The organism is Rathayibacter sp. VKM Ac-2805 (assembly GCF_009834265.1).
In the GTDB taxonomy this organism is placed as follows: Bacteria; Actinomycetota; Actinomycetes; order Actinomycetales; family Microbacteriaceae; genus Rathayibacter.
In genome coordinates, this window is the sequence record NZ_CP047185.1 from 315625 (window position 1) to 340220 (window position 24596).

The following is a 24596-nucleotide window of genomic DNA, read 5'->3' on the forward strand; positions in this document are numbered from 1 at the left end:
GCCATGAGGCTCCATAGGGCGCCATCTCGACGATCGATGCCCCCGGGATGTGAGGATAGGTCGCATTATCTCCGAACAATCATAGGAGCTTTATGCGGTTAAGAAAGTCCAAGGCAATTGTGGCACTACTCGTCGCCGTCGGTATCGGAGCCCCTGTGGCGGCAGGTCAGCCAGCAGACGTGCGCGGCGATCCGATCGTTCTCATGCAATCACTTGCGGGCGAACTCCTGCTTCCATCATCCCCTGAAACCACTATAAGTCTCGGCCCGAGCTCTACTGCATTCGAGGGTCTTGCTGGTCCGGCTGTCTCTGTGACCACTATCGATCAAACTTCTTCCGTTGATCTGGCTTTGAGTTCAGGCGCGGAGCAGGAGCGCTCCGCGCAAGACGACTTCACTTTGTTCTCAACGCCTAATAACGAGTTTGCGACTGCTATCCGTTCCACTCCGACGGGAGCGCAGATTCTCTTCTCAACGTACAACTCCGAGCATCTCGATGAGATGCGGGTTTCCTTCCACATCGAGAGTCATCTCGACAACGTCGATGGAAGTGTTTATCTTTTCCTCGAGAACGGGAAGACTCTTTATGTGGAGAAGCCCTGGGCGAGAGACGCATCGGGTGCTGATGTCTCAACGCATTTTGAGGTAGATGGAGACTATCTACGTCAAATCATCGAGAGTCCGGAAGATGTTAGGTACCCTCTCGTAGCCGATCCCGCATGGAGTTATACCATGGACTATGGGATCGGCTCTACAACTCCGGGAGTGGCGCAGAAGGTTCTTCACGGATGCTTCAACTGCTATTTCCCCGTACCCGGGGCGCCAAGAGATTTTCCCGCTGCAGGAGGGGACTTACCCCTGAGTATCGGCCTGATGAACCTTCACTGTACTTTCAATCAAGAGCGAGTGGGGCCCTTCCCAGACGAGCCCACCTACTCTTTCATGTTCGATTCAGCCGAGGGTCATGTGGATGGCCTCGGCTCTCGAATAACCTTCGCCTTCTTCAAGAAGCCAGGTGAGGGAACCTTCACTCTTAGTGTCCACGGCTACATCGTCAACGACAATCCGGGGGGCTTCGGCAGGCCCGCCTACCTGACCGGGGCAGCCGGTCAATGGTCGATCTTCCAGAAGAACATGAGTAATCTCACCATCAGGAGTTGAAACTGAGAGGCGATTCGATGAGGACCCTTGTGGCTTTCGCGGGTATCGGAGCGCTGGTGGTCGCCGTGACCTTCGCTGCCGCTCCTTTCCTCGGGGGCGCGCTCATGGTCGGATTCGTTCTGTATCTGGTCGTAGCAGCTACGGCCTCCGCGCTGACCACCTGTCGCCGCTCTCATGAGGCCACCGAGAGTCACGCTTACGCAGCCCCGCTCCCGTCCTGGGTCGTGTCGGTGATTGCGTACGCCTGTCTCGATGCGCTCTCCACAGGAACGGTCGACGTCGCCCGACTGCCGGGTTTCGCGGCGATGTTCTCTGTATGGCCGGTTCTCCATCTCCTCGTCGTGTTCTCAGCGCGACGCTGTCGCCGAGGAGTCGATGCGCTCGGGCGCGCCGACCCCTGACTGCGCGCCCGGTGACCGCGAGATGCCATCTGCGTCCGGGACAGGCCGAGGAACACCGTCACAGGTGGCATGTTCTGGGAAAGGGCGGCACCTCAGTACCCGGCGGCGCCCCGACGCAACGACCCAGCGTGGAGGCATGATCGACGTGACGCCCGCGGGCACCCCCGCCTCAGTCTTGAGCGAGGGGCCGTCTGGGATCCGGACACCGCCCGCCGCTCGGGCAGCGTCGTCACCCGCGACGTCCCTCCGCTCACGATCGCCGCCGGCGTCCCCGCCCGCGTCCTCCGCGCGATCACCCCCGACGACCGGACGGGCTACCGCCCGGCCCACTGACGACCGCCGCCCACCACCGCCCGGCTCCGCTCGCGAGATGCCACCTGTGAGGGCGACACGCCGCCAGGGAGCGTCACAAGTGGCATCTCGCGGGAGGGAGAGGGCGAGCCGTCCCTCAGGACTTCACCGTCGACAGGGGCTCGGTGATGTCCTCGAGGCTGCGGCGCTCGGCGTCGACGCCGAAGAGCAGGGCGATCACGCCGCCGAGGATCATCACGGCGGCGCCGACGAAGTAGCCGATCGTCAGCGGGCCGCGGTCGCTGCCGTCGCCGATCAGGGCGCCGTAGAGGGCGGGCGCGACCGCTCCGGCGATCTGGCCGAGGGTGAAGAAGTACGAGATCGCCTGGCTGCGCAGCTCGAGCGGGAAGATCTCACTCACGGTGAGGTAGGCGCTCGAGGCTCCCGCGGAGGCGAAGAAGAACGACACGCACCAGAGGATCGTCTGCGTCGTCGCGGTCAGGACGTCCATGCTGAAGAGGACCGCCGAGACGGCCAGGACCGCTCCCGAGACGCCGTAGGTGAGGAAGATCATCTTCCGCCGGCCCCAGACGTCGAACAGGTGCCCGAGCACCAGCGGCCCGACGAGGTTGCCGATCGCGAACGGGAAGAAGAAGTACGAGATCGCGCTCTGCTCGACCCCGTAGAAGTTCTCGAGCACCAGCGCATAGGTGAAGAAGATCGCGTTGTAGAGGAAGGACTGGGTGATCATCATCGTCGCGCCCACCAGCGTGCGCTTCGGGTACTGCCTCAGCAGCACACCGGCGATGGTGCGGAACGGGATGCTCTCGGTCGCCTTCACCGTGATCGCCTTCGAGTCGTCGACCGGCTCGAGCACGCCGCCCTCCGCCTCCACTCGGCGCTCGATCTCGTCGACGGTGCGCTCCGCCTCCTCCTCGCGGCCGTGCGTCATCAGCCAGCGGGGGCTCTCGGGGATGTGGCGGCGGAGGTAGATGATCGCCAGTCCGAGGATCGGGCCGAGGAAGAAGCCGAGGCGCCAGCCGACGTTCTCGGCGAAGAGCGCGTCGTTCAGGAAGAACAGGTTGGCCGCGGAGCCCAGAGCCGCGCCGCCCCAGTAGGTGCCGTTGATCGCGATGTCGACGCGGCCGCGGTACTTGGAGGGGATGAGCTCGTCGATCGCGGAGTTGATCGCCGCGTACTCGCCGCCGATCCCCATGCCCGCGAAGAAGCGGAACACGGCGAGGAAGACGTAGTTCGGCGCGAGCCCCGCCAGGCCGCTGGCGACCAGGTAGATGACGAGCGTCAGGATGAACAGCTTGCGCCGCCCGAGCTTGTCGCTCAGCCGCCCGAAGATCAGGGCGCCCGCGATCTGCCCGCACAGGTAGATCGTGCCGAGCAGGCCGACCTCGAAGGCCGAGAGCCCGAACTCCTTCGCGAAGCCGGCGGAGGCGACGATCTGGATCTCGAGTCCGTCCAGCACCCACGAGAAGCCGAGGCCGACGACGATCGACCAGTGGAAGCGGGTCCAGGGGAGCCTGTCGATGCGGGCGGGCACGAGGCTCCGGACCGGGCCGCGCGGACTGGTGGATGTCGACATGGCGAGCGCCTTCCTGTCGCCCCGGCGTCGTTGCGGAGGAACGCTGTCCCGAGCGCGGCGAGACGACACTAGACCCGCGGGCGGCTCCATATCGCCGGGCTATTCACCCCTTGTCACCGACCGCCGAGCGGGTGTATTCCGGGGGTCGGTGCCCACCCGGATCCGGAGCGCGGCGCGGTGGACGCGAGCCCGGATCCGTCCCGCGGGGCCTGACACCGCCCGCCTCCTCGGCCTAGCGTGGGGGCATGATCGACGCGACGCCCGCGGGCACCCCCACCTACGTCCTCAGCGAGGCGCCCGTCTGGGATCCGGACACCGCCCGCCTCACCTGGGTCGACATCGAGGCCGGCGCGGTCCTGTCGGCCCCCGTCACCGCGGAGGGGATCGGGGCGATCTCGCGCACCGACGTCGGCGAGCAGGTCGGCGCCGCGCTGCCGCTGGGCGACGGCCGGACGCTGGTCGCGCTGACCCGACGGCTCGCGATCCTCGAGGTCGACGGCTCCCTCACCCGCGGCTCCGAGCTGCTGCCGGAGGGGCACCGCTTCAACGACGGCACGATCGACCCGCAGGGGCGCCTCCTCGTCGGCTCGCTGACGCTCGGCGAGTCGGCGGGCGACGACGTCCTGCTGCGCATCGAGCGCGACGGATCCGTCACCGTGCTCGACGACGACCTGCGGCTCTCCAACGGGCTCGGCTTCTCGCCGGACGGCTCCGTGCTGTACTCGGCCGACACCGAGTCGGGCGTGATCCGCCGCCGCTCCTACGCGAACGGCGAGCACGGCACGCGGGAGCCCTTCGTCGAGCTCGAGGAGGGCGTGTTCGCCGACGGGCTGACCGTGGACGCGGACGGCCGCGTGTGGGTCGCGGTCTGGGGCGGGAGCGGCGTCCGCGTGTTCGAGGCCGACGGCAGCCCGGTCGAGGGCGAGGGCATCAGGATCGACGCCCCGCACTCCTCCAGCATCGCCTTCGCGGGGGAGGACCTGGACATCGCGGTCGTCACCTCCGCATCACGCGACCTCTCGGCGGACGAGCGGGCGCGTCATCCGCACGCCGGCGGACTGTGGATCGCGCAGCCCGGAGCCCGCGGCCGCGCCGCCACGCGCTGGGTGGAGGGCCCTCTGCCCTAGGCGCGGCCGGTCGCCCGTCAGGCGGCGGGCGCCGTCGGCGGGCTCGGCTCCGACGCGGGCTGCGGCACGAGGGTCAGCCGCGAGATGCGGTAGCGGTCCGTCTCGGCCACGCGGAGCAGGTGGTCGCCGACGAGCACGGAGTCGCCCACCACGGCCACACGCCCGATCCGGTCGAGGACGAATCCGCCGACCGTCTCGTACGGACCCTCGGGCAGCTCGATGCCCAGCTGCTCCGCCAGGTCCTCGAGGATCATCCCGCCGTCGACGTCGTGCAGCTGCTCGGCCGCCTTCGCGTCGACCGCCTGGCGGGCGCCGTCGTACTCGTCGTAGATCTCGCCGACGAGCTCCTCGAGCAGGTCCTCCAGCGTGATGATGCCGTCGGTTCCCCCGTACTCGTCGATGACGACGGCGATCTGGTGGCCGTCCTGGCGCATGGTGCGCAGGGCCGCGAGCACCTTCGTCGTGCCGGGGACCGCGAGGATCGGGCGGGTGATGTCGGCGACGCTGCTCGCGGTGCCGGCGCGGCCCGCCTCCGGGAACGCGGACATCAGGTCGCGCACGTGGACGAAGCCGAGCACGTCGTCGAAGTCGTCGCCGACCACCGGGTAGCGCGAGTGCGGCTGGTCGAGGACCGCCGCGTAGCCCTCGGCCACGCTGAGCGCGCCGCGGAGGAAGTCGACGTCCGGGCGCGGGCGCATCACCTCGGCGACGCGGCGGTCGTCCGCGCGGAAGATGTCGGTGAGCAGCCGGCGGCTGTCCTCGTGGATCTCGGTGTTGCTGGAGATCATGTCGCGCACCTCGTCGGCCGAGACGCTCTCGCCCTTCTCGCGCGGGTCGGCGCCGAGGAGGCGGACGACGGCGTCGGTCGAGACGGACAGCAGCCAGATCACGGGGCGCATCAGGCGCGCGAGGGCGTTGAGCGGGGGCGCGAGGGCCTTGGTGAACGCGACGGACTTCTGCATCGCCAGGCGCTTGGGGACCAGCTCGCCCAGCACCAGGGAGAGGTACGCGATGACGAGGGTCATCAGGATCAGGGCGACGGTCGAGGCGGCGGAGGCCGAGAGGCCGAGCGACTGCAGCGGCGGCACGAGGTCGGGCGCGATGGTCGAGGCGCCGTACGCCGAGGAGAAGAAGCCGGCGAGCGTGACGCCGATCTGGACCGCGGAGAGGAACGTGTTGGGGTTGCGGACGAGCTCGGCGATGCGCCGGCCGCGCTCGCTGCCGGCCTCGATCGCGCGGACCTGGCTCTCGCGGAGGCTGACGATGGCCATCTCGGTGCCCGCGAAGACGCCTCCGAGGAGGACGAACAGCACGACGAGGCCGATGTTGAGGAGGGTGTCGAGATCCACGCCGACCAGAGTAGGGATGCCGGCCGTGAGAACGCCTCGTGGACTCTCAGGGAGCGGGGTCGGGCGGGACGACGCCCCGCCCGCCCCTCGCTCAGGACGCGTCGGCCGGGCGCACGCCGATCGTGAGGATGAGGTTCGCGTAGATGCGGCGGTCGCCCGAGGCGATGGTGAGCGCGACGTCGGGCGTGCGCGCCTCGGCGTAGAAGGCGTGCCGCTCGAGCGAGGTGAAGGGGACGCCGTCGAGGGACCGGCGGAAGGCGTCCTGCGCGGGGACGTCGATCCCGGGCGCGGGCGTCATGACCGTCGCCTCCTCGACGACGATCGCCGAGAGCAGGGCGTCGAGGATCTCGTCGACGGTCAGCATGTCGGGCCGGAGGTTCAGGTGCACCAGCGCGGAGTTCGGTCCGAGCGTGGTGCCGACGGGGTAGTTGCCGTCGGCGATGAGGACGCGGGAGCCGTGGCCCGCGCGGGCGAGTGCGTGCAGGATCTCGGGGTGGAGGAGGGTCGTGGTCAGCAAGAGGAGCTCCTAGAGGTCGTGGAGGTGGGCGACGGACGAGCCGGCGAGCAGGCGGCCGGGGAGCCTCCGCTCCTGGGGACCGGGCTGCTCCGCCCCGGAGTCGAGGCGGAGGCGGACGAGGGCGGCGGCCTCGGCGGCGATCGCCTCGGTCGGCTGGGCGATCGTGGTCAGGTGCGGGCGGACCACGCGGGCCAGCTCGACGTTGTCGAAGCCGACGACGGAGAGGTCCGTCGGCACGCGCAGTCCGGAGTCGCCGAGCGCGATCAGGGCGCCGACCGTCAGCTCGCGGTTGCTCGCGAACAGGGCGGTCGGCCGGGGGCTCAGGGCGAGGATCCGCTCGACGGCGGCGACTCCGCTCTCGACCGTCAGCGGGCCGCGCACCACGGCGTCGGCGGCGGGGTGGACGCCGCGCTCGGCCAGGGCGGCGAGGAAGCCGGCGGTCCGCTCCCGGGTGGAGGACACTCCGTCCTCCCCGCCGAGCACCGCGATCCAGCGGTGGCCGTGGTCGAGGAGGTGGCGGGCGGCGGAGGCGCCGGCGCCCGCGTTGTCGAGCGCGACGCGATCGGTGACCAGTGCGTCGTCGATCCAGTCGACGGCCACCACGGGGGTGCCCTGCTCGGAGGCGCGGCGCAGCGCGTCGACGTCGCCCGCGGACGGCACCGCCACGATCCCGTCGACCATCTTCTCGAGCAGCAGGTCGACCGCGGCTCCCGGCTCGGGGCGGCTCACACCGACCAGCACGCCGATGCCCTCTCCGCGCAGGGCCCGCTCGAGGCCCGCGATGATCGAGAGGTGGAACTCGTTGTCGAGGGCGGGCAGCAGCACTCCGACCGTGCGGGAGCGCCGCGAGCGCAGGCCTCGAGCGAAGCCGTTGACCCGGAAGCCGACCTCGGCGGCCGCCGCCTCGATCGCCGCCCGGTTCTCGGGGCGCACGGGGAGCCCGTTGTAGTGCTTCGAGATGGTCGAGAGCGAGAGGCCGGTCAGCCGCTGCAGGTCCTTGTAGGTGGCCACGTCACAGGGTGGCGCGGGGCGAGCCGTAGCCGCTCCAGCCCGGGATCGTGCCGTCGGCGTCCCACAGGTCGAGCCAGCCGGTGCTGCCGGGCCAGAGGAAGACCTGGCCCTTGATCAGCCGGTTGTTGCGCTCGGCGCCGCGCAGCGCCTCCTGCTCCTCGGCCGTGAGCACCAGGGAGGCGGCGGCCAGGTTCGCCTCGATCTGCTCCGGCTTCACCGCGAACGGGATCGGGATCTGGCCGCGGTTCACCGCCCAGGCGAGGCACACGACGGCCGGATGCACGCCCCGCTCGTCGGCGATCGCCCGCACCGCGGGGTGCTCGATGTCGACGATGTCGCCCTCCACCCGGTCGCGCTCGGGCCGCGACGGCGAGCCCAGCGGCGAGTAGCCGATCGGCTGGATGCGGTGGTCGAGGCAGAAGCGGAACAGCTCCGGCTGCTGGAAGCAGGGGTGCAGCTCCATCTCGTTCAGCTGCGGGGCGATGCGGACGTCGGCGAGGATCCGCTCGAGCTTGGGGATCGTGACGTTGGAGGTGCCGAGGTGCCGGACGAGGCCCCGGTCGACCAGGCTCTCGAGCGCGCACCAGGTCTCGAGGAACGCCTCGTGGATGTAGGGGCGGGCGTGCGGATCGCGCGCGTCGGTCTCGGCGTGCGGCGGGTGGTGGTTGGGGAAGGGCCAGTGCACGAAGACGGCGTCGAGCACGTCGAGGCCGAGATCGGCGAGCGAGCGCTCGACGGAGGCGACGGCCGCCGCGGGCTCGTGCGCGTCGTTCCAGATCTTCGACATGACGAAGAGCTCGTCGCGGTCGACTCCGGAGTCGGCGATCGCCCGGCCGACGCGCGGCTCGTTGCCGTAGACGGTGGCGCAGTCGAGGAGGCGGAAGCCGGCGCGGAGGGAGTGCTCGACCGCGAGGCCGACGGTCTCGGCGTCGTAGCGGTCGGAGCCGAACGTCCCGGCGCCGATCGCGGGGATGCGGCCGCCGCTCGCGAGGACGCGGTGGCTCGGCGGAGTGGGGGCCATGCGGATCCTCCTGGTGCGGCGGCGGGCGAAACGTTGCGCTTCACGGTAGGCGGGAGGACGTGGCGTCGTCAACCGGGCTTCGGATGCTCGTGTGCAACGTTTCGTCTGGAGCGCGCTCTCGTCCACCCGTCTCGCTGCTCCGCCTCTCTCGAGACTCCAGTAGTTGTCGCACTCGAGGTCGACTGCGACGACTTTCGGAGAGTCGAGCCGACCGAGCTGAGCGCGAATCGAGCGCGGTCGCTGCACGCGTGCACTCCACCGCCAGACTCCAGAAGTTGTCGCATTCGAGGTCGACTGCGACAACTTCCGGACTCTCGGGTGGGAGCGGCGGGCGCGCGACGAGCGGCCTGCGGAACGACGTCCGGAGGCCGGCACGCCGCTCAGACCAGCCGGCGCGACTCCTCCGTGACCACGCGGAACCAGCGCGCGCCGTAGCCGTCGAGGGGTACCGACACGGCGCCGTCCTCGCCGAGCGGGAGCGACTCGCCGCCGAGGGAGTCGACCAGCCGCGCCCCGGCGGGGGTGTCGGGGAGCGTCAGGTGCGCCGTGCGCGGGTTCGACGCCAGGTTGTGCACCGCGACGGTCGTGCCGGTCGACGCGGACATCCGGTGCGCGAGCACGCTCGGCTCGTCGCAGGGGAGGTGCGTGTACTCGCCCCAGCCGATCTCCGGCGACCGCCGGTACAGCCAGGCGAGGCCCTTCACGTGGGCCAGGAGGGAGTCCGGATCCTGGAGCTGCGCGGCCGCGTTCACGTGCTCGGGTCCGAAGCCGCCGCCGGGAGGGGCGGCGATCAGGTCGGCGGCGTCGGCGCGCGAGAACCCGCCGTTGGCGGCGCTGCTCCACTGCATCGGGGTCCGCACGGCGCTGCGGCCCGGGATGTCGGCGTTCTCGCCCATCCCGATCTCCTCGCCGTAGTAGAGCACCGGGGTCCCGGGCAGCGAGAAGACCAGGCTGTGGACCAGGCGGACGCGGCGCGGGTCGCCGTCGACCATCGGCGGGAGGCGGCGGACGATGCCGCGCCCGTGGATCCGCTGCGACTGCTCCGGAGCGAACGCCGCGAAGACCTCGTCGCGCTCGTCGTCGCTCAGCTGGTCGAGGGTGAGCTCGTCGTGGTTGCGCGCGAAGTTCGCCCACTGGCTGCCGACGGAGATCTCGGGGCGGCTCGCGAGCGCCTCGACGAGCGGCGCCGCCTCCTCCCGGGCCAGCGCGAGGTAGAGGCGCTGGTTGCCGATGAAGTCGAACTGCATCGACAGCTCGTCCGCGTCCTCGCCGCCGAAGAAGCCGAGCTGCTCCTCGCGGGTCACGTTGACCTCGCCCAGCAGCATCGCCTCGCCGGAGCGCCGCGAGACGAAGCGGCGCAGCAGGCGCAGCCACTCGTGCTCGTCGCGGGCGCCGGGCTCGATCAGGTACGGCACCGCGTCGACCCGGAAGCCGTCGACGCCCAGCTGCAGCCAGAACCCGATGAGCTTCGCGATCTCGTCGCGCACGGCCGGGTTCTCGGTGTTGAGGTCGGGCTGGTGCCGGTAGAAGTGGTGCAGGTAGTACTGGCCCGCCTCCTCGTCACGGAACCAGACGCCGTCCTCCGCGTCCGGGAACACGTTCGCGGGCTGATCGGCGGGCGGCTCGTCGCGCCAGACGTAGTAGTCGCGGTACGGGCTGTCGGGGGAGGAGCGGGCGGCCTGGAACCAGGGGTGCTGGTCCGAGGTGTGGTTGACGACGAGGTCGACGATCACGCGCATCCCGCGGTCGTGGGCCGTCCGGATCACCTCGACGACGTCGCCGTGATGCCCGAAGCGCTCGTCCACTCCGTAGAAGTCGCTGATGTCGTAGCCGTTGTCGCGGCCGGGGGACCGGTAGAACGGCGCGAGCCAGAGGCAGCTGACGCCGAGCTCGGCCAGGTAGTCGATCCGGTGGACGAGGCCCTCGAGGTCGCCGACGCCGTCGTCGTCCCAGTCCATGAACGTCTTCACGTCGAGGTTGTAGAAGACGGCGGTGCGCCACCACAGGTCGCTGGTGTCGGTGACCCTCATGCGCGGGGCTCCGGGCGGGAGGAGGCGGAGGGTGCGGGGGTGAGTGGCGCGGGCGCGGGCGTCCGGGTGGCGGCGGTGGGGGTGGCGGCGTGCTTGTGCTCGTGATGCGTCACGGAGGGGCTCCAGGGGTCGAGGGAGGCGGCGGGGGCCGTCCTCGGAGGCTAGGCGGGGCGGAGGGCGGCGTCCGCCCGTTGACTTCCCAGGTGCGCGGCCGTGCTCGCGGGTCCGGGGGCGCTCGCCGGCTCGCGCTCCGTCCTCCTCCGGCTCCCGCTCCGTTCTCCTCCGGCTCCCGCTCCGTTCTCCTCCGGCTCCCGCGACTGTCCAGGAGTTGTCGCACTCGAGCTCGAGTGCGACGACTTCTGCGCACTCGGCGACGACCGCTGGGACAGGCCCGGCGGCTCGCGACCACGCGGAAGCGGCCGTACTGGAGCGCGAGTACGGCGACTTCGGAGCAGTGGCGACCGGCTCGCGTCTGCGGGTCCGCGAGTGCCCAAGAGTTGTCGCAGTCGACGCCGAGTGCGACGACTTCTGGACAGTGGGGGGAGGGGCTCCGGGTGAGGGCTCGCGAGTGCTCAGGAGTTGTCGCAGTCGAGGCCGAGTGCGACAAGTTCTGGACAGTGGGGGAGGCTCCGGGGTGAGGGCTTGCGAGTGCTCAAGAGTTGTCGCAGTCGACGCCGAGTGCGACGACTTCTGGACAGTGGGGGGCTCCGGGGTGAGGGTTCGCGAGTGCTCGGGAGTCGTCGCGGTCGCGGCCGAGTGCGACGACTTCTGGACGGTGGGCGGCGTCCGAGCGGCGTCAGGGGCCCCGGCAGCACCCGTCTGGGACCCCGGCGGCACGCATCCGGGGCCCCGGCGGCACGCGTCGCGCCCGGCGCCCGCGACCTAGGGTGAGGGCATGCATCCGCTCGACGCCAAGGACCCGCTCGCGCACTGCCCCGAGCTGTTCGTCCGCACCCCCGAGGTCCGCTCCTACCTCGACGGCAACTCGCTCGGCCGGCCGCTGCGCGCGAGCGTCGCCCGGCTCGCGCGGTTCGCGGAGGAGGAGTGGGGCGGCCGCCTCATCCGCGGCTGGGAGGAGGGCTGGCTCGACATGCCGCTCGAGGTCGGCGACGCCCTCGGCTCCGCGGTGCTGGGAGCCGCGGCCGGCCAGACGATCGTCGCCGACTCCACGACCGTCCTGCTCTACAAGCTCGCCCGCGCGGCGATCGCCCGCCAGGCGGAGCAGGGGCGCGACGAGATCGTCGTGGACACCGACAACTTCCCCACCGACCGGTACGTGCTGGAGGGCATCGCGGCCGAGACCGGCAGCACTCTCCGCTGGATCGACTCCGACCCCGGGAGCGGCGTCGGCCCCGACGACCTCGCCCCCGTGCTCGGCGAGCGGACGGCACTGGTGCTGCTCAGCCACGTCGCGTACCGCTCGGGGTTCCTCGCCGACGCCGCGGCGATCACCGCCCAGGCGCACGAGGCCGGCGCGCTCGTGCTCTGGGACGCCTCCCACTCCGTCGGCTCGGTGCCGCTCGAGCTCGACGAGTGGGGCGCGGACCTCGCGGTCGGCTGCTCCTACAAGTACCTGAACGGAGGCCCGGGGGCGCCCGCGTGGGCGTACGTCGCGTCGCGGCACCAGGGCTCGCTCGCGCAGCCGGTGCAGGGCTGGATGGGCGTCGCCGACATGTTCGAGATGGGACCCGGCTATCGTCCGGCCGAGGGGATGCGGCGCTTCCTCAGCGGCACCCCGCCGATCACGGGGATGCTCGCGATGCAGGACATGATCGCGCTGATCGCCTCGGTCGGCATGCCCGCGGTGCGCGCGAAATCGGAGGCGATGACGGCGTACGCGCTGGAGCTGGCCGACGCGTGGCTGGTGCCGCGCGGGGTGCGGGTGGCGACTCCGCTCGACCCCGCCCGGCGCGGCTCGCACGTGACGATCGCGCACGAGTCGTTCGCCGGCCTCGTCCCGCGGCTGCAGGCGGACGGGATCGTGCCGGACTTCCGCCGACCCGACGGCATCCGGATCGGCCTCTCGCCGCTGTCGACCAATTTCGCCGAGCTGGAGCTGGGCATGGCGGCCGTCCGGGACGCGCTGGACTGAGCGGGGCCGGGGCTCGGCGGGGCGGGTGTTCCCGGCCCCGCCCCCTGCCCCTACCGCGCGTCGCGCGTCCGTCGAGTGCTCTCCTTCTGCAGGGCCTCGACGAGCTCGGCCTTCGTCATGCGCGAGCGGCCGGAGACGTCCAGGCGCTTGGCGAGGTCCATCAGGTGCGCCTTGGTCGCGTTCGCGTCCACTCCGCCCGCCGTCTCGCCCCCGGGGGAGCGGCCGTGGCCCTCGGCGCGGGAGTCGGAGGGGCCGCTCTCGGCCTTGCGCTCCCAGTGGTCGCCGACCTTCTCGTACTCGTGCTTCAGTGCGGCGAAGGCCGTGCGGTGGGCGCGCTCACCGTCGCCGTAGCTGTCGACGGCCGAGTCGTGCGCGGCCGACCAGAGCTTCTGCGCGTGCTCGTCGGAGCGCTCGATGGTGGACGGGATCTGTTCCTCGCGGGGCATGGCGGCCTCCCTCTCGTCCTCCGACGCTACGTCGGGTCGGAGGCGCCGGTCACCCCGTTGACGAGCGCGCGGCGGGCGCCTCCGTCCCCGGAGCGCACTCGGGAGGCCGCCGCCGGTGTTCTCACCGGGCCGACGCCGATGATGGGGCGATGTTCATCCCGACCAGAGCCGCCGGCCTCGAGGCGCTCGACGACTTCGTCGCCCGCGCGGGCTCCGCCTACGCCCGCGACCGCAACCACGACCTCGGACCGTCCCGGGACAACGTCTCCGGGCTCTCGCCCTACCTCCGCCACCGCCTCGTCACCGAGCGGGAGGTCGTCGCCGCGGTCCTCGCGCGGCATCGCCTGACCGCCGCGGAGAAGTTCGTGCAGGAGGTGTTCTGGCGCACCTACTGGAAGGGCTGGCTCGAGCAGAACCCGGATGTCTGGCGCCGCTACCGCCGCGAGGTGGCGGACTCCTCCGCGGGTGATCCTCCGCCCGGCTACCTCGACGCGATCGGCGGACGCAGCGGCATCGACGCGATGGACGCGTGGGTGAGCGAGCTCGTCGAGACCGGGTACCTCCACAACCACACCCGCATGTGGTTCGCGAGCATCTGGATCTTCACCCTCGGACTGCCCTGGCAGCTCGGCGCCGACTTCTTCTACCGGCACCTGCTGGACGGCGACGCCGCGTCCAACACCCTGTCGTGGCGATGGGTCGCCGGCCTGCAGACTCCCGGCAAGACCTACCTCGCCTCCGCGTCCAACATCGCCCGCTACACGGAGGGGCGCTTCTCGCCGAGCGGCCTCGCCACCACGGCCCCCGCGCTCACCGAGGAGCCCTTCCCGCCGCGGGCACCGCTCGAGCAGGAGGACGTCGTGGGGACCGTCGGCGGCCGCCCCGGCCTCCTGCTGCACGAGGAGGACCTCGAGGCGGAGAGCCTGCTCGCCGAGCAGCCGGGTCTGGCCGAGCGCCTCGTGGCGTGCGCCGTCGCCGGGGACGCGAGCGGGCGCTCGCCGTCCGGAGACTCCGACGCGGTCGCCGCCTTCACCGCCGCGGCGCTCGCCGACGCCGCCGAGCGCACCTCCGACTCCAGCGGCCGGCCGGCGAGGGTGCTCGCGGACGCGCGTCCCGCAACTGTCGTCGACTGGGCGGTCTCCGAGCGGATCGACACCGTGGTCGTTCCGTACGCGCCGGTCGGGCCCGTCGGCGAGCGGGTGGAGGCGCTCCGCTCGGCTCTCGCCGACGAGGGGGTCGCGCTCGTCACCGTGCGCCGCCGCTGGGACGGTGCGGCGTGGCCGTCGGCGTCGCGGGGGTTCTTCCCGTTCCGGAAGCGGATCCCGGCGCTGGTGCGCGACCTCGTCGAGCCCGCCGACGCGGCCCGCCTGTTCTGAGCCGCGTCCTGTGAGCCGCGGCCTGTGACCCGCGTCCTGTAGGCCGCATCCCGCATCCCGCGAGCCGCGAGCCGCGAGCCGCGAGCCGCGAGCCGTGTCCTGTGAGCCCCGTCCCGCGACCCACGTCCTGTGAACCCCGTCCCGCGGAACCTGCCTGGTCCCGCGGGGCGGGTGCCGCTCAGCCGAGCAGGCGGTCGCGGAGGAAGTCGCTCGCGAAGCGGCCCGAGGGGTCCCACTCGGAGCGGAGGGTGCGCCACTCCTCGAGGTGCGGGTAGAGCGGCGCGATCTCGTCGGCTCCGGCGAGGAAGTGCTTGCCCCAGTGCGGCCGGGCGCCGAGCGGCAGCAGCGCGCCCTCGACGGCGGGGAGCACGGCGTCGACGCCGGCGCGGTCCTTCTTGAAGGTGAAGTGCACGCCGACGCTGTCGCGGCCTCCGGCGGGGGAGAGCCACTGGTCGTCGCCCGCCATGGTCCGCAGCTCCGTGATGAGCAGGACGTCGTCGATCCGCTCGCCGATCGCGCGCAGCGCCACGATCGCCTCGCGGACGTTCGCGCGCGGCAACATGTACTCGCTCTGGATCTCGTCGCCCGCGCTCGGCTCGCGGTCGAGGCGGAAGTGCGGCAGGCGCTCGGACCACGGTCCGACGGAGCCGCCGAACGGGTTCAGGTTGGAGTCGACACCCTCCGAGACGGCGAAGAGGCTCGCGGAGGCGGCGACCGCGCCCAGGTGCGTCACGTCGACGTCGGCGACGGATCCCGCCGCCACCTTGGTCTTCAGCCACAGCTGCTCCACGGTCGGCGAGGACCAGTGGGTCATGAGGCTGACGCTGTAGGCGGAGGAGGTGATCGCGTCGAAGTCGTCGAGCACGCGCTCCCAGGGCAGGTCGACGAACGCGTCCTGGCGGACGTCGAAGGTCGGCTGGATGTCGAGGGTCACGCGGGTGACGATGCCGAAGGCGCCGAGGCCGACGACGACGCCCTCGAAGCCCGGCTCCCCGCGGCGGATCGTGCGCAGCGAGCCGTCGGCGGTGACGAGCTCGAGGGCAGAGACGGCGGAGGAGAGGTTCGCGTTGCGGTCGCCCGAACCGTGGGTGCCGGTCGCGATGGCGCCGGCGACCGAGATGTGCGGGAGCGAGCCCATGTTGTGCAGGGCGTAGCCGTTGCTGTGCAGGTGTGCGGCGACGACGCCGTAGCGGGTGGCGCCGCCGACGGTGACGGTGCTCGCCTCCGCGTCGATCACGGGGTCGGAGGCGAGGCGCCCCAGGTGCAGCAGTGCGCCGGGGGTGTCGGGCAGGGAGTTGAAGGAGTGGCGGCTGCCGAGGGCGCGGACGCGCTCGTTCTCGCGGACGAGGCGCTGCACCTCCTCGACGGACTCCGGCTCGATGATGGCGGCGGCGCGGTACTCGTAGGTGCCCGCCCAGTTGCTCCGTGAGGTCATGGGTCCATTCTGCCGGGTGCTCAGGGGATTTGTTGTTGGTTGCAACGAATGGCCTGGTGACGCACGGGTCGCGGCAGGACGGAACGGCGTGGATTTTGTTCGGGGCGCGCTCCGGGCCCCTGACGGGGAGGGCGGCGATGACCGCGCGCAGACGATCCCGCTCCGATCTGTTCCGGGTGAGCGTGAGCCTCCTGGTCACCATCGTGGTGGTGCTGCTCGTCCTGGCGACGGGGACACCCGCTCCGGGCGACGGGGCCGTCGATGCGACGGCGACCCTCGTTCCGGTCTCTCTGCTCGGCCGGCCGCTCTCCACCGCCCTCTCCGTGGGCTGGAGCGCCGCCTCGTACTCGCGCCTCGACGAGCAGGCGCTCCGGAGCGCCGCCTCCTTCTCGCGCCTCGACGAGCAGGCGCTGCGGAGCACCGCCGAGGAGGAGGCGCGCGGCGAGCGGCGCCTCCTCTCGCGGATGGCGGGGGCGACCGGGGCGACCGGCACGACGCTGCCGGCGGCGGTGCGGGCGATCGTGGTCACGGTGGCGATCGCGGTCACGGTGGCGATCGCGCAGAGGACGGAGTCCCGCAGCGAGCCCCCTTCTATCGCCGCCGCCCTGCTCGCCGTCGCGAGCTCGTGGGTGCTGATGGTCTTCTCGGTCGCACAGGCCTGCCTGCGCCTCGAGTCGCGGTCGCCCCGGCGGTCGCAGGTGCGCTCCGCCTTCGAGGAGGCGCCGCACTTCAGTGACGACGCGACCCTCGCGCTCCTGCTGTCCACGACGGCGGCCACGGTCTCGGCAGAGATCCGCTCGAGCGAGGGCCGGCGCCTGGTGCGCGCGAACGTCGTCATCGCGTCCGCCTTCGACTCGGTCATCATCGCGATGACGGTGTCGCTGCTGTTCGGCGGACTCACGGCCTGAGACGGCGGGAGCGGAGCGTCCGGCGGAGCCGGGGGCGGTGGGGTCGGGGCGGGTTCGAGCGGGGCGGGTTCGAGCGGGCCGGGTTGGCCGGGTCGGGCCGGCTCGAGCGGGCCGGGTTCGAGCGGGGCGGGTTCGAGCGGGCCGGGTTCGAGCGGGCGGGGGTGGCCGAGTCGGGGCGGGTTCGAGTGGGCCGGGTTCGAGCGGAGCCGGGGGCGGCCGGGTCGGGGCGGGTTCGAGCGGGGCGGGTTCGAGCGGACGGGTTCGAGCGGGGCGGGCGGCGCGGGCTGGTGCTCGGCTCAGGAATCGCGCGGACAGCGGTGCGCGAGCCCGCGCTCGCCGGCGGTCCGTCCCTCCACAGGCGGGGTACCGGCTCCGTTGTCCCGATCCTGGTCATGGGCCCCGGCCCGATGTCGGTGGTCGCTGATTCAATACAGGTATGACAAATTCGGGTGACGCGGTGCAGGCGGTCGAGGCGGTGCAGGCGGGCGAGACGGCGCGGACGCTCGACGCGGTGCGCGCGCTCGCCGGTCTCGCGGCGGGGCTCGCCCGCTCCTCGGCACCGGTGCTGCTCGCGGGGGCGGTCGCCCTGCACACGGCGTACCGGGCGGCGCTGCTCGTGCCGGAGTCGTTCGCGCGGGGGAGTCGTCTCTCCCGGAGCGAGGCGGGAGACCTCGTGGAGCGCTCGATCCGAGCCGAGTTCGCGACTGCGCTCGGGATGTCGGAGCGCGCGGCGTCTCGGCGTCTCGAGCATGCTCGGCTCCTCATCGAGGACCTCCCGGAGACCCGCACCCTCCTGGCCGAGGCCCGGATCCTCTGGGAGGCCGGCGAGGTCGTCTGCGCCGCCGCCGCGACCCTCCCCGCTCCGTCGCGCGCGCCCTTCGACGAGCGGGCCGCCGCCGCGGCGCTCACGCAGACGCCCACCCAGCTCCGCCGGACCGTGGCGCGGTTGCGCGACGAGCTGCACGAGCAGCCGTTCACCGAGCGCCACGCCCGCGCCCGCGAGGACCGCAGCGTGTGGCTCGGCGCCGAGGCCGACGGCATGGCCACGCTCTGCGCCCTGCTGCCGGCCCCGGTCGCGGTCGGCGCCTACAACCGTCTCGACCGCATCGCCCGCTCGCTCCGCGACGGGGCGGACGCGGCGAGGATCGGGCTCGGTGCAGGTGCAGGTGCAGGTGCAGGTGCAGGTGCAGGTGCAGGTGCAGGTGCAGGTGCAGGTGCAGGTGCAGGTGCAGGTGCGAGTGCGAGTGCGAGTGTGACTGCGACTGCGACTGCGACTGCACAGAGCGGTGCTGGTGCCCGTGGCGATGCCCGGGTAGCAGTCGGTGCGGGAACGGACGCTGGTGCTGGTGCTGGTGCTGGTGCTGGTGCTGGTGCTGGTGCGCGTGCTGGTGCCGTGCTCGGCGCGGAGACGGGTGGCGGCGCCGGTGGAGACGCTGACATCTCCCTCGGCGACGGCCGGACGCTCGCGCAGCTGCGGGCCGACGCACTCGTCGATCTGCTCATCGACGGCGACATCTCCGCAGACGGATCCTCGGGCGACGGATCCTCGGGCGAAGGAGCGAGCGGAATCCCCGCCTCTGTACTCGGAAGCCCCGCCTCGGTCTCCGGAGTCCGCGCCGACGTGCGCCTCACCCTCGCCGCCAGCACCGCGGTCGGCCTCGACGACGCGCCGGCCGAACTCGACGGCTACGGTCTCGTCCCCGCCGACGTCGCCCGGGAGCTCGTGCGCACGGCGGCCGCCTTCACGCGGGTGCTGACCGATCCGGACACGGGAGTGGTGACGTCGGTCGGCAGGACCCTCCGCGTCCCGCCCCCTCGGATGCGCCTCCAGCTGCAGCTGCGCGACCGGACCTGCCGGTTCCCCGGCTGCACCCGCTCGGCCTCGACGGCCGAGGCCGACCACACCCTCGAGTGGCGGAACGGAGGCGAGACCGCCCTCGGCAACCTGGCCTCGCTCTGCGTCGCGCACCACCACGTCCGCCACGGCGACCGCTGGACCTACGCCCTCCATCCGGACGGCACCGTCGTCTGGACGACACCCACCGGCCGTCGGATCACCGACCGACCGCGGGCGCTGCCCGGGGCTCCGCTGCCGCCCACGCGACGACCGACGCCGCAATCGGCGCAAGAGCCGGAGCCGGAGCCGGAGCCGCAGCCGCAGCTGAAGCCCGAGCCCGAGCCGGAGCCGGAGCCGCAGCCGCAGCCGCAGCCGCAGCCGCAGCCGCAGCCGCAGCCGCAGCCGCCACGATCTTCGTCCTCGCTGCTGTGGTCGTCGCGACCGTCGTCACCTCGGGCGTCTCCCTCGGTTCTGTCGCCGACGCGGCCGAGGTTCGTGGACGCGTCTCCGCCGTTCTGATCCGCAGCCCGACCTGCCGGGCGATTCGACACTCCGTCGGACGCGAGGCGGTGCATCGCCGTGCCTGGACACGCCCAGGCGCCCTCGCGCTCTCGCACCTCCGGCGCCGCGAGGTCCGTCGGCACGTTGGCGCTTCGTCGAGCCTCGAGTTCCGAGCCCCGAGCCCCGAGCCCCGAGCCCCGAGTCCCGGAGCTCCGAGCCTCGAGCCCCGTCTCCCGTCGTGCTTCGGCGCTTCGGGGCGTCGGCCACCGCGTCCCGGTCCGCCCCTGTCCCTGGTCCGCCCCTGTCCCTGGTCCGCCCCTCCGTCCCGGTCCGCTCCCGTCCCGCTCCGGCTGGCGGACGCCCCCGCCACGCAGGAGAGCCGTCGAACTCGGGAGATCACGACCGGACGACCTCCACGTGGTTCTCGTTCTCCGCCGCCCGCCGCCCGCAGCGTCCGTCGGCACTCTCCTGCCCCGTCCTCTCCGGCCCTGCTCTGTCCTCTCCTTCCACGTCCTCTCCTGCCCCGTCCGGTCAGGAGCGCCCGGCCGCGGCGACCGCTCCACGCCACCCGTGCCGCCACCCGTGCCGCCACCCGTGCCGCCGCCCGTGCCTCTGCCCGACCTCACCGGATGCCGCTGCGCGCGAACCCCTGCACGAAGTAGCGCTGGAAGCACAGGAACAGCAGCACCATCGGCAGCACCGACACCAGCGCCAGCGCCATGCTCGCGCTGTAGTCCGGCGTCGACTGGCCCTTGAGGTAGAGCAGGCCGATCGGCAGCGTGAACAGCTCGTTGTCCTTCAGGGCGATCAGCGGCCAGGCGAAGTCGTTCCAGCTGCCGAGCAGAGTCAGCAGGATCAGGACGGCGATCAGCGGCTTCGAGAGCGGCAGCACGATCTGCAGGAACACCCGCAGGTGGCCGGCGCCGTCGATCCGCGCCGCCTCGATCAGCTCCTCCGGGATGGAGAGGAAGAACTGCCGGGCGAGGAAGATCCCGAAGGCCGCCGCTGCTCCGGGCAGGATCACCGACCAGTAGGTGCCGTAGATCTGCAGTCCGGTCACGAGCTTGAACTGCGCGACCATGATCGCCTGCACCGGGATCATCATCGTGGCCAGTGCGAGCAGGAACAGCAGGTTCCGCCCGGGGAAGCGCAGCCGCGCGAAGCCCCAGCCGGCCAGCAGGTTCACCACGACGGTGAACACCGTGACGAACGCCCCGATCACGACCGAGTTGACGAACCACTCGCCCACGGGGAAGCGCGCGAACACCGTCGCGAAGTTCTCGAACGAGATCTCGCTCGGCCAGAAGCGGGGCGGGCCGGGCGCGAACACCTCGCCGCGCGGCGAGAAGGCGATGACGAGCATCCAGTACAGCGGGAAGAACACGACCGCCGAGGCGACGATCGCGACGACGAGGCGGACGACGAGTCCGGAGCGGGAGCCGTCGCGGCGGGAGGGACGCCGGCGCGGGGTCTCGCGGGCGGTGGCCGCGGCGACCGCGGCGGGCGTGGTGACGGTGGAGGACGACATGAGGGCTCCTAGTCGACGAGGTCGCGCGTGCGGCTCGTGCGCCACTGCAGATAGGTGAAGGCGAGGGAGACCAGCAGGATGACGACGCCGAGCGCGGCGCCGTAGCCCTGCTCGCGGACCTGGAAGCCGTTGCGGTACGCGTAGGTGCCGAGCACCGACGTGGAGAAGCCGGGGCCGCCGCCCGTCATCACGAAGACGATGTCGAAGACCTGGAACGAGGCGATCACGTTCATGATCAGCAGGAAGAAGGTGGACGGGCCGACCAGCGGCACCGTCAGTGCTCGGAACTGCTGCCAGCGCGTCGCTCCGTCGATCCGTGCGGCCTCGTAGAGCTCGGGCGAGACGCTCTGCAGGCCCGCCAGGTAGATCACCATGTTGAAGCCGATCCGCAGCCACACCGCGGTCAGCATCACCGAGATCATCGCCGCGGAGCCGTCCGACTGCCAGGCGACCGGCGAGGCGCCCAGCGAGCTCAGCACCTTGTTCACGATGCCCGAGGACTCGCTGAAGATCGTGACCGCGATCATCCCGGAGGCGACGCCCGAGATCACCAGGGGCAGCACGATCACCGTGCGGAAGATCCCGCGCGCGGGCAGGACGGAGTTGAGCAGCACGGCCAGGCCGAGGCCGCCGGCGAGCTCGAGCGGCACGGTGACCGCGGTGAAGAGGAGCGTGTTGCCCAGGCTCTGCCAGAACACCGGGTCGGCGCCCATCCGCAGGTAGTTCGCGAAGCCGACCCACTCGGGCGTGCCGAAGCCGCGCGACTCCTGGAACGAGAGCTGGATCGCCCAGAGGATCGGCACGAACAGGAACAGCGCCATCAGGAGCAGGTTCGGGCCGACGAAGCCGAAGCCGGCGAGGGCCTCGCGCCTGCGGGCCGACCGCGGCCGGGCGGAGGAGCCCGCCCGGCCGCGGAGGGTGGTGGCGGTCATCAGCTGGTCGCCTGCTGGATGGCCGCGTCGAGGCCGGAGAGGGTCTCCTCGGTGCTGCGTCCGCCGACGAACGCCTCCTCGAGCTGGTCCTGCATCGCGACGGAGATCTTCGCGAGGAACGGCGAGGTGAGCTGCTGCACGTCCCGCGGGGTGATCGTCGCGGCCTGCTCGACGAACACGGGCATCACGTCCGGGCGCACCGCGAAGTCGATCGACGCGGGGTCGATGTCGGACCGGGTGGGCAGCTCGTTCGTCGCCGCGCAGAACTCGGCCATGGTGTCGGCCTGCGTCATGAACGAGAGGAACTCGGTCGCGAGCTCGGGGTTGTCGGTGTCGGCCGTGGCGACGAGGGCGTTGCCGCCGAGGTCGGTCGCGCCGCGCTCGTCGACGGGCATCGGCGTGGCGGTCCACTCGAAGTCGGCGAGGTCGTCGATGTCCGGCACCAGGAAGGACCCGGCGAAGGCCATCGCCGCGGTCTGCTCCGTGAAGAAGGAGTCGGCGTAGGTGGCGGACTTCACCGAGCTGGTCGGCGGGACCCAGTCGTTGTCGAAGAAGCTCTTCGTGAAGTCCAGCGCCTTCGCGCCGGCGGCGGAGTCGATCGCCGGAGTGGTGCCGTCCTCCTCCAGGAGCGTGCCGTCGGCCTCGAACAGCCAGCTCAGCCAGCGGGGCGTGCCGCCGAGCTGCCAGTTGTAGACGAACGGGTACTGCTCGGCGGGCAGGCTCGCGCGCAGCTTCGCGGAGGCGTCGGCGAACTCCTCCCAGGTCCACGCCTCGTCGGCGGTGGTCGGCACGTCGGTGATGCCGGCCGCCGCGAGCAGCTGCGTGTTCACCAGCAGCGCCGACACGTCGGTCTGGTGCGGGACGCCGTAGGGCTTCCCCTCGAACGAGACGGCCTCCTGGAACGCGGGCGTGAAGGAGTCGAAGTCGTCGATCCGGTCGGTCAGGTCGAGCAGCTGCTCCTGGCTGGAGTAGACGCCGAGGTTGCCGTAGTCGACGCGGAACACGTCGGGGGCCTCGCCCGACGACAGCTGCGCGTCGATGTTGCTGAACATCTGGTCGTAGGGGACGACGTTGAGCTCGACGCTCGCCCCCTCGTGCTCGGCCTCGAAGTCGGTGATCAGCGACTCGAAGGCCGCCTGCTCGGACTCGCTGGCCCAGGTGGTGAAGGTGATCGAGTCGGCGTCGGCCGAACCGCCGCCTCCTCCGCCGAAGCCGCTGCAGCCGGTGAGGGCGGCGGTCGACGCCAGGACGGCGGCGAGTGGGATGAATCGTCTGCGCATGGGTGGTCTCCTGCTGTGAAGGGTCGGACGGGGGCGGGGTCGGAGGGCCGCGTCAGGCGGGGCGGCGGAGGGCGGTCTCGACGAGCGAGACGAGGCCGTGCGGGCCGAGCTGGCCGGCGAGCAGGTCGAGCGGAGTGGGGACGGGCAGCGCCGAGGCGGCGCGGCCGAGGCGGGAGGCGGGCACGGGAGCGGCCTCGCGCTCCTCCGGCTCCGGGTCGGCGAGGGCCAGCGCGACAGTGGCCGCCACGTCCTCGACCGCGCGGACGCAGCCGAAGCGGACGATCCGCTCGTCGTCGATCAGGGCCTCGCCGTAGCCCGCGCGGAACGCCGAGCGCTGCACGTCGCTGATCGGCCGCGAGTAGATGACTCCCAGCTCGATCAGGAGCAGGTCGGCCTCCCGCGGGGCGACGGTGGCCTCGTCGAAGTCGATCAGCCAGGGGCGGCCGCTCTCGTCGATGACGACGTTGCCGGGATGCGGGTCGCCGTGGAGGGGCACGCGGGAGGTGGGCGTGCGGGCGCGCTTCAGCCGCCGCTCAGCGTCGGCGAGGGCGTCGAGGCGGGAGCGGTTCGCGCGCCACAGCGCGGTGAGGCGGGGGCGGGACTCCGGCTGCGCGTCGATCCTCTCGTCGGTCTCGGCGAGGAGGTCGGCGAGCGGACGGCGGACGCGGCGGATGCCCCGCCGCACGGGAGGCGCGAGGGTCGGCGGCTCGGCGTCGTGCACGGAGCGCAGGACCGCGCCGAACCCCTCCCAGTCGAGGGCGTCCTCGCCGGAGTCGACCGCGTCCTCGCCGAGGATCCACGGCGCGACCGAGACCCGCAGCCCGCGGTCCTCCGCCCAGGGGCGCCCGTCGGAGGCGCGGTGCGGCGCCGCGACGCCCGGCACGCCCGACTCTCCCAGCGACGCCGAGAGCGCGAGTCCGAAGCGCCCGTCGCGGGCCGACGCCTTGACGCTCCACAGCGCCCCGGAGCCGTCGGCCGCGCACCAGACGCGCGCTCCGTGGTCGAGTCCGCCGACGACGGGCTCCAGGTCGACGAGGCCGATGCCGAACTCGCGGCGCACCAGAGCGCGCGCCCAGGCGCCCGCCTCCTCGATCGTGTCCATCCCGCTCATGCTGACGTGCGGGCGCCCCGCGAGCAGGTGCTTGCGCGATCGGTGATCGTAGGCATGGGTGCGGGCTGAGCCGCGTCTCAGGCTCGCGCGGGGAAGAGGGCGAGCCGCTGCTCCGTCCCCTGCTGCCGGACCGTGAGAACGGGAGCCGCGAGCGCGTGACCGTGGTGGTAGCCCGTCACCGACTCGGGGGCGTCCGCAGCGGTGAGGGGTAGGAACGCTATCGGCGAGAGGTCCGCGTCGGCGCGGAACAGCGAGAGCGCCCTCGAGGTGACGACGGCCAGCAGCACGGGGTCCGGCTTCGCCGCGCGCAGCGCCGGGAGGTCGACCGCGGCTCCGGCGACCGCGAGCGTCCGCAGCGAGGCCAGCGTCTCCGGAGTGTTCAGCACCGCGGTGACGCCGCCGTCCGGATGCTCGGCCCGCAGCCTCTCGAGGCTCGGCCGGGACCACCGCTCCTCGACGCGCCGCCGGAGCCCGAAGCCGAGCCCCGCGACGATCACCGCCGCCACCGCGAGCACCACGCCCCACCCTCCGTAGAGCTGGTAGGCCCGAGCGCCCGACCACGCCGCCGCGACGACCACCGTCGCCCCGAAGAACGCCTCGCTTCCGAGCGATCGCAGCCGGGTCGACTGCACTTCCTGCGTCACGA

General features: G+C 72.0%; 19 protein-coding genes. 6 read left to right on the forward strand and 13 right to left on the reverse strand.

Annotated elements, in window-relative coordinates; translation table 11 throughout:
- The first annotated feature begins 119 nt into the window (after nt 1–119).
- Nucleotides 120–1160: a hypothetical protein gene (locus GSU40_RS01500; RefSeq protein ID WP_160033226.1), complete on the forward strand. Its 1041-nt coding sequence runs from the start codon at nt 120–122 to the stop codon at nt 1158–1160.
- A gap of 849 nt (nt 1161–2009) precedes the next feature.
- Here GSU40_RS01500 and GSU40_RS01505 read toward each other — a convergent pair.
- Nucleotides 2010–3449 (reverse strand): MFS transporter, encoded by a 1440-nt coding sequence (locus tag GSU40_RS01505; RefSeq protein WP_160033228.1) that lies wholly within the window; start codon nt 3447–3449, stop codon nt 2010–2012.
- A 245-nt stretch (nt 3450–3694) separates the two neighbouring features.
- Here GSU40_RS01505 and GSU40_RS01510 point away from each other — a divergent pair, with 245 nt between their 5' ends.
- Entirely contained in the window at nt 3695–4576 is an 882-nt protein-coding gene (locus tag GSU40_RS01510) for an SMP-30/gluconolactonase/LRE family protein (protein WP_160033230.1), read from the forward strand.
- A 17-nt stretch (nt 4577–4593) separates the two neighbouring features.
- Here GSU40_RS01510 and GSU40_RS01515 read toward each other — a convergent pair whose 3' ends face one another.
- The 5 genes from GSU40_RS01515 to GSU40_RS01535 all read right to left on the reverse strand — a co-directional run bounded on the left by GSU40_RS01515 (nt 4594) and on the right by GSU40_RS01535 (nt 10504).
- Complete coding sequence (locus tag GSU40_RS01515) at nt 4594–5925, reverse strand: hemolysin family protein (RefSeq protein ID WP_104355260.1); 1332 nt, start codon at nt 5923–5925, stop codon at nt 4594–4596.
- A gap of 91 nt (nt 5926–6016) precedes the next feature.
- Nucleotides 6017–6442 (reverse strand): RbsD/FucU family protein, encoded by a 426-nt coding sequence (locus GSU40_RS01520; protein WP_104225080.1) that lies wholly within the window; start codon nt 6440–6442, stop codon nt 6017–6019.
- A 9-nt stretch (nt 6443–6451) separates the two neighbouring features.
- On the reverse strand, nt 6452–7453 hold the full coding sequence (locus GSU40_RS01525) for a LacI family DNA-binding transcriptional regulator (protein WP_160033232.1): 1002 nt from the start codon (nt 7451–7453) through the stop codon (nt 6452–6454).
- A 1-nt stretch (nt 7454) separates the two neighbouring features.
- Nucleotides 7455–8474: an aldo/keto reductase gene (locus GSU40_RS01530; RefSeq protein ID WP_160033234.1), complete on the reverse strand. Its 1020-nt coding sequence runs from the start codon at nt 8472–8474 to the stop codon at nt 7455–7457.
- Between the two features lie 380 nt (nt 8475–8854).
- A complete protein-coding gene (locus tag GSU40_RS01535) occupies nt 8855–10504 on the reverse strand; it encodes an alpha-amylase family protein (RefSeq protein ID WP_160033236.1) in 1650 nt (549 codons plus the stop codon).
- 895 nt (nt 10505–11399) lie between these two features.
- On the opposite strand from GSU40_RS01535, the gene GSU40_RS01540 reads away from it, so the two are divergent.
- Nucleotides 11400–12596 (forward strand): aminotransferase class V-fold PLP-dependent enzyme, encoded by a 1197-nt coding sequence (locus GSU40_RS01540; RefSeq protein WP_160033238.1) that lies wholly within the window; start codon nt 11400–11402, stop codon nt 12594–12596.
- A 50-nt stretch (nt 12597–12646) separates the two neighbouring features.
- Here the strand turns inward: GSU40_RS01540 and GSU40_RS01545 are convergent, their stop codons facing one another.
- Complete coding sequence (locus GSU40_RS01545; RefSeq protein ID WP_104225169.1) at nt 12647–13042, reverse strand: ChaB family protein; 396 nt, start codon at nt 13040–13042, stop codon at nt 12647–12649.
- Nucleotides 13043–13191: 149 nt separating this feature from the next.
- Here GSU40_RS01545 and GSU40_RS01550 point away from each other — a divergent pair, with 149 nt between their 5' ends.
- Complete coding sequence (locus GSU40_RS01550; protein WP_160033240.1) at nt 13192–14418, forward strand: FAD-binding domain-containing protein; 1227 nt, start codon at nt 13192–13194, stop codon at nt 14416–14418.
- Nucleotides 14419–14596: 178 nt separating this feature from the next.
- On the opposite strand, the gene GSU40_RS01555 is transcribed toward GSU40_RS01550, so the two are convergent.
- Nucleotides 14597–15853 carry an FAD-binding protein gene (locus GSU40_RS01555; protein ID WP_160033242.1) on the reverse strand — a complete coding sequence of 419 codons (1257 nt, stop codon included), beginning with the start codon at nt 15851–15853 and terminating at the stop codon, nt 14597–14599.
- A gap of 137 nt (nt 15854–15990) precedes the next feature.
- Here GSU40_RS01555 and GSU40_RS01560 point away from each other — a divergent pair, with 137 nt between their 5' ends.
- Together GSU40_RS01560 and GSU40_RS01565 are read left to right on the forward strand one after the other, a co-directional pair.
- Nucleotides 15991–16761: a DUF1345 domain-containing protein gene (locus tag GSU40_RS01560; protein ID WP_160033244.1), complete on the forward strand. Its 771-nt coding sequence runs from the start codon at nt 15991–15993 to the stop codon at nt 16759–16761.
- Between the two features lie 436 nt (nt 16762–17197).
- A complete protein-coding gene (locus GSU40_RS01565) occupies nt 17198–19117 on the forward strand; it encodes an HNH endonuclease signature motif containing protein (RefSeq protein WP_160033246.1) in 1920 nt (639 codons plus the stop codon).
- Between the two features lie 604 nt (nt 19118–19721).
- Here GSU40_RS01565 and GSU40_RS01570 read toward each other — a convergent pair.
- The 5 genes from GSU40_RS01570 to GSU40_RS01590 all read right to left on the reverse strand — a co-directional run bounded on the left by GSU40_RS01570 (nt 19722) and on the right by GSU40_RS01590 (nt 24594).
- Nucleotides 19722–20627 carry a carbohydrate ABC transporter permease gene (locus tag GSU40_RS01570; RefSeq protein ID WP_104315509.1) on the reverse strand — a complete coding sequence of 302 codons (906 nt, stop codon included), beginning with the start codon at nt 20625–20627 and terminating at the stop codon, nt 19722–19724.
- An 8-nt stretch (nt 20628–20635) separates the two neighbouring features.
- Nucleotides 20636–21559 carry a sugar ABC transporter permease gene (locus GSU40_RS01575; protein ID WP_104239656.1) on the reverse strand — a complete coding sequence of 308 codons (924 nt, stop codon included), beginning with the start codon at nt 21557–21559 and terminating at the stop codon, nt 20636–20638.
- On the reverse strand, nt 21559–22839 hold the full coding sequence (locus GSU40_RS01580; protein ID WP_244229553.1) for a sugar ABC transporter substrate-binding protein: 1281 nt from the start codon (nt 22837–22839) through the stop codon (nt 21559–21561). Before GSU40_RS01580 ends, GSU40_RS01575 begins: the two co-directional genes overlap by 1 nt.
- Before the next feature lie 52 nt (nt 22840–22891).
- On the reverse strand, nt 22892–23941 hold the full coding sequence (locus GSU40_RS01585) for an aminoglycoside phosphotransferase family protein (RefSeq protein ID WP_160033248.1): 1050 nt from the start codon (nt 23939–23941) through the stop codon (nt 22892–22894).
- Nucleotides 23942–24027: 86 nt separating this feature from the next.
- A complete protein-coding gene (locus GSU40_RS01590) occupies nt 24028–24594 on the reverse strand; it encodes a hypothetical protein (protein WP_160033250.1) in 567 nt (188 codons plus the stop codon).
- Between the last annotated feature and the right edge of the window lie 2 nt (nt 24595–24596).